Annotated in this window: 5 protein-coding genes and 1 pseudogene; 5 read left to right on the top strand and 1 reads right to left on the bottom strand. The window is 39.6% G+C overall.

The genetic code is table 11. The features are described from left to right. Positions 1-287, bottom strand: a 287-nt coding sequence (locus Q0614_RS09610) for a crossover junction endodeoxyribonuclease RuvC (protein WP_298788330.1), incomplete at its 3' end; no start/stop codon positions are given. A gap of 110 nt (positions 288-397) precedes the next feature. Between Q0614_RS09610 and dnaA the strand changes: the two genes are divergently transcribed. The 5 genes and pseudogenes from dnaA to Q0614_RS09635 all read left to right on the top strand — a co-directional run. Next, positions 398-1,726 (top strand): chromosomal replication initiator protein DnaA, encoded by a 1,329-nt coding sequence (gene dnaA, locus Q0614_RS09615; RefSeq protein ID WP_298788332.1) that lies wholly within the window; start codon positions 398-400, stop codon positions 1,724-1,726. 29 nt (positions 1,727-1,755) lie between these two features. After that, on the top strand, positions 1,756-1,878 hold the full coding sequence (locus tag Q0614_RS09620; RefSeq protein WP_297881692.1) for a hypothetical protein: 123 nt from the start codon (positions 1,756-1,758) through the stop codon (positions 1,876-1,878). A gap of 4 nt (positions 1,879-1,882) precedes the next feature. Continuing rightward, positions 1,883-2,962: a DNA polymerase III subunit beta gene (gene dnaN / locus Q0614_RS09625; RefSeq protein ID WP_298788334.1), complete on the top strand. Its 1,080-nt coding sequence runs from the start codon at positions 1,883-1,885 to the stop codon at positions 2,960-2,962. A 9-nt stretch (positions 2,963-2,971) separates the two neighbouring features. Continuing rightward, positions 2,972-5,284 (top strand): DNA topoisomerase (ATP-hydrolyzing) subunit B, encoded by a 2,313-nt coding sequence (gene gyrB, locus Q0614_RS09630; RefSeq protein ID WP_298788336.1) that lies wholly within the window; start codon positions 2,972-2,974, stop codon positions 5,282-5,284. Further along, positions 5,284-5,555, top strand: a pseudogene (locus tag Q0614_RS09635) (GGDEF domain-containing protein); the annotation flags it as partial. The gene gyrB and the pseudogene Q0614_RS09635, both read left to right, overlap by 1 nt.

The raw sequence follows: 5,555 nt of genomic DNA on the forward strand, positions 1-5,555 counted from the left end.
CCAAAAATTTGTAAAATTTTAAGAGCCAGCGCGCCGCGAAACTGAGCGAGCTTTAAAACAGACTGCGGATTGTAGGCATAAAACATCGATTCTATCGCGACCTCATCGATTTTATGAGCGCTAAAAATTTGATCAATTGCCTCGCTCATCTGCGTCATTTGAAATTGCACGTTTTCAGCCTTCATTTTCACTAATCCCGCCTCTATGAGGGTGATTTTATTCACATCTTTTTCCAAAATCGCATAGCCTAAATTTCTAGTTCCCGGATCAATTCCTAAAATTTTCATAACCACCTTTCGCACTTATTCACAGTTTAATCACCGGTGAATAAACTGAAATTTACCGCAAATTTAGTGAAATTTAGCTAAAATAGCGGCTTAATTTATAAGGGAATTCAATGGCGACGTCGCAAGCACAAGAAATTTTATCGAATTTAGAGAAGGAAATTTTACCTACCGAATACTCTAGATACATTAAAAATTTGAAATTTAACGATAAAAACTCGACACCGGAATTTTTCATCTACAACGCAACTAACGAGTTTATCGCCAAATATACCCAGACAAAATACGGCAAAAAAATAAAAGAGCTTATCAAAAAACAGTTTGGACTCAACGACGTAATCGTTAAAATCACCTCAAAAGCTAAAATTTCGCCTAAAGAAAAGGTAAAAATCATCTCCGAAAAGCCTAAGAGCACAATTTTAAGCGAAAATTATAATTTTGAAAATTTCATCATTGGCGATTCAAATAAATTTGCTTTTGAGTGCTCTATCACGGTCGCAAAAGAGCCCGGAATCCGCTTTAATCCGCTCTTTATCTACGGACCTAGCGGACTTGGCAAAACTCACCTACTTCAATCAATCGGAAATTACTGCATTAAAAAAGGAAAAACCGTTATTTGCGTCACTAGCGAGCAGTTTGCTAATGATTTTGTCTTTAATCTCAAAAACAACTCGATCGATAAATTTAAACAAAAATACCGCAATTGCGACGTTTTGCTCATCGACGATATTCAGTTTTTAATCGGGCGCGATAAGGCTCAGGAGGAGCTTTTTTATACATTTAACGAGCTAAAAGACAAAAATTGCCAAATCGTTCTAACCAACGATCTGCCGCCAAAATTTTTAAAAGGCTTTGAAAGTCGCCTGACGACGCGGTTTGAAAGCGGCATCATAGCAAACATCACCCCGCCAGATCTAGAAACAAAAATCGCCATCATCAATAAAAAGAGCGAGGAAAACCGCGTTAGAATCCCACACGATGTCGTGGAATACATCGCCGCAAATATGGGCGATAATATCCGCGAGATTGAAGGCGCAATAAACAAACTAAACGCATACTCATCGATACTTCGCACGAAGATCACGCTGGAATTTACCAAAAGTACGCTGCAAGATCAGATCCATCAAAAATATTCAAGCGTGAGCCTAGAACACGTCATTGAGGTCGTCTCAAAAGAGTTAAACATAAAACCTAGCGAGCTAAAGAGTAAAACGCGAAGTAAAAACGTCGTAGAAGCGCGCCAAATTTGCATATATCTAACCAAACAGTTAACTCAAAACTCAATGCCAAAAATCGCCGCATTTTTTAATCTAAAAGATCACAGCGCCATCAGCAAAAATATCAAAAAAATCAACGAACTCATCCAAACCGACGAGATATTAAAGATAAAAATTGAAGAGCTAAAAAACAAAATAACCAAAAAGGATAAGAATGAAATTTAAACTTTATGAAAATAAAGCAAAAAAGGTGAATGAAAGTGAATAAAACAAAGCTACTTACTCACTGGATAAACTACCTAAAGACAAGCTTTAGGATAAGTTTTTCACAAAAACCGCTTACCAACTACTACAACGATAAAAATTTAAAAGGATAAAAACATGAAAGTGTTAATCACTAAAAAACTTTTAGAAGAGATAGTTTCAAATACTAGCTCCTATCTTGATAAAAAAGATCTAAGCTCAATAACTTCACATCTTTTAATGAGCGCTAAAGATGGAATTTTTAGTATAAAAGCTACCGATCACGAAATCGGACTAAGCTATAATCTTCAAAATGTCTCAATAGAAACGGAAGGCGAAGCTACTGCAAACGGAGGTAAACTTCTTAGCGTTATTAAAGGCCTAAGCGATGATAACGTGACTTTAGAAACCGTTAACGGAGCGCTATTTGTAAAGCAAAAAAAATCAAAGTACAAGCTTCCTATGTTTGAAACTAGGGATTTTCCAAACTTTCCTGCGGTAGAGGGCAAAAACAGCTTTAACGTAAATGCTGGAATTTTAGGAAGAAGTCTTAAAAAAATATATCCGTCGATCGATACGAACAATCCAAAATATGAGCTAAACGGCGCTTTAATCGACGTAAAAGAGGATTTTATAAATTTAGTCGGAACCGATACGAAGCGACTTAGCGTTTATAAGCTGATCACTCAATCAAAAGCTGGCGAGATAGATATTAAAATTTTGATTCCTAAAAAGGCGATAGGCGAAATTCAAAAGCTATTTTCGGACAAAATTAAAATTTACTACGACGAAAACGTGCTGCTAGCGGTGAGCGAGAATTTTGAGTTTTTTACAAAGCTTATTAACGGCAAATTTCCAAACTACGAGCGCGTGATCCCAAGCGATACGGCGTATAAAATTTTAATCCCGCGCGATAAGATGGTAAGTGGCGTGCGAGCGATAAACGCAATGTGCGAGGAGATGAAGGTTACCATTAAAAAGGACGGAATGGTTTTTGAGAGCATCAACGAGGACAATTCCGAGGCAAAGACCGAAATTGAAGCGACGATCGAGATAAACGGCGAGATAGTTTTTGGCGTTAAAAACCGTTTTTTACTTGATTTTTTAAGTAATATCGAGAGTGAAATTTTCGAGCTTGATTTTAATAGCTCCGATACGGCGTTCGTGCTTAGCGCGGATGGTTTAAAAACGGTCGTCATGCCGATAAATAATATTTAAAGGAAAATTATGAAGCAAAATTACGGCGCTAGTAATATTAAAGTTTTAAAAGGTCTTGAGGCTGTTAGAAAGCGCCCTGGAATGTATATCGGAGACACCAATATCGGCGGACTTCACCATATGATCTACGAGGTAGTTGATAATTCGATTGACGAGGCGATGGCAGGTTACTGCGACACAATCGACGTCGAAATCACAAACGAGGGAAGTTGTATCGTTAGTGATAACGGTCGTGGAATCCCCGTCGATATACATCCGACCGAAAAAATTCCTGCCGCAACGGTGGTTCTTACGGTGCTTCACGCAGGCGGTAAATTTGACAAAGACACTTATAAAGTCTCCGGCGGTCTGCACGGCGTGGGTGTTAGCGTTGTAAATGCGCTCTCAAAAAAGCTCGTTGCTACGATCAAACGTGACGGAAATATTTATAGACAAGAATTTGCCAAAGGAATTCCTACTACCGAGCTTGAAAAGATAAAGACTACTAATCGCACGGGTACTACGATCGAGTTTTGGCCCGACGGCGAAATTTTTGAAATTTTAGAATTTGACGATGAAATTTTATCAAAAAGATTTCGCGAGCTAGCGTATCTAAATCCAAAAATTACGATAAATTTTAAAGATAATCGCACGGGCAGAGACGAGCACTTTCACTTCGAAGGCGGCTTGGAGAGCTTCGTAAACGATATGAATAAAGCGCCTGCCATATCCAAAGCCGTATCGTTTAGTGATAGCGCGGATGATGTTATGGTTGATTTTGCGCTGATGTATAACGAAACGTATAGTGAAAATTTATTAAGCTTCGTAAATAATATCAAAACTCCGGACGGTGGTACGCACGAGGCGGGTTTTAGAGCGGGTCTTACTCGAGCGATAACAAATTACGTCGCGGCAAATGCGGCTGCACGCGAAAAGGACACGAAGATCACCGGCGACGACGTTCGCGAGGGACTCATCGCGGTAATTAGCGTAAAGGTTCCCGAACCGCAGTTTGAGGGACAGACTAAGGGAAAATTAGGTTCCAGCTACGTTAAGCCGATTGTGCAAAAGATGGCGTTTGAGGTGCTTAGCAAATATTTTGAAGAAAATCCGATCGAAGCGCGCGCCATTATGAATAAGGCTCTTTTAGCCGCGCGCGGTCGCGAAGCGGCGAAGAAAGCACGTGATCTAACGCGCAAAAAAGACAATATAAATTCCGTCGGCACCCTCCCCGGAAAGCTAGCCGATTGTCAAAGTAAGGATGCAAGCATCAGCGAAATTTATCTAGTCGAGGGTGATAGTGCGGGCGGTTCGGCGAAGCAGGGAAGAGACCGCGTGTTTCAAGCGATCCTACCGCTTAGAGGTAAAATTTTAAACGTAGAAAAGGCGCGGCTAGATAGGATTTTACAATCCGAAGAGATTAAAAATATGATTACGGCCTTTGGCTGCGGCATCGGCGAAGAATTTAACGAAGAGAAGCTCCGCTATCACAAAATCATCATTATGACCGATGCGGACGTAGACGGCAGCCACATCCAGACGCTGCTTCTAACATTTTTCTTTAGGTTTTTGCGACCTATCGTAGAAAACGGCTATGTTTATCTAGCACAGCCGCCGCTTTTTAGATATAAAAAGGGCAAAAAAGAAATTTATCTAAAAGACGAAAAGGCGCTGAGTGAGTTTTTGATCGAAACGGGCATTGATATGGGAGAGTTTGAAGGTATCGGCAACGAGGATCTGATCGATTATCTAAAAATCGTCTCAAACTACCGTTCGCTTCTAAATGAGCTTAAAAAGCGTTTCAGCGTGCTTAGTGCGATCAGATTTTTGATAGAAAACGACGAAGCGCGAAGCCTTGGCTATGAGGAGCTATTTAAAATTTTAAAACCGCGCCTAGAGAGTGAAGGATTTAACATCTTAAATTCCTACGTAAATGATGAAGGCATTAGAATTTATGTCCAAACTCCGAGCGGCTTGGAACAGCTTGTGATAGATGAGAATTTATTCGGCAATTATATCTTTGAAGAGGCGATCAGAGTTTATTCAAAGATCAAAGAGCGGGATGTAAGCTTTGGCAAGGATTTTATTGAAATTTTAGATGAAATCGAAAAAAGCTCGAAAAAAGGCGCTTATATTCAGCGCTACAAAGGTCTTGGAGAGATGAATCCGGAGCAGCTTTGGGAAACAACTATGAGCCCTGAAAATAGAAGGCTTTTAAAAATCAGCATTGCAGATGCACAGAGTGCTAGTGATACCTTTAATCTTTTTATGGGCGACGAGGTTGAACCGCGCCGAAACTACATCCAAGATCATGCCAAAGATGTTAAACACTTGGATATATAATGTCTGTTCTATTTAGTGAAACCAAAGAACGCGAAAATCGTTTTATAACGGCACTTAAAATTTCGGTGCCGTTTACCTGCGTTTTAATTGTTTTCGGAATTATTTTGTTCCGAAACGGCGAGTTTAAATTTGACGACGTAATTTTATTTTTGATACTTTTAATCTGTTATGTTTATTATGTCATTTATCAAATTTACTTCGGCTTCCAAAAGACTCTGATTGATCCCGTTACTCACGTGTTTGTGCGCGAGGAGATCGAGAAAATTTTAAG

This window comes from uncultured Campylobacter sp. (genome assembly GCF_937997595.1).
Taxonomy (GTDB): Bacteria; Campylobacterota; Campylobacteria; order Campylobacterales; family Campylobacteraceae; genus Campylobacter_B.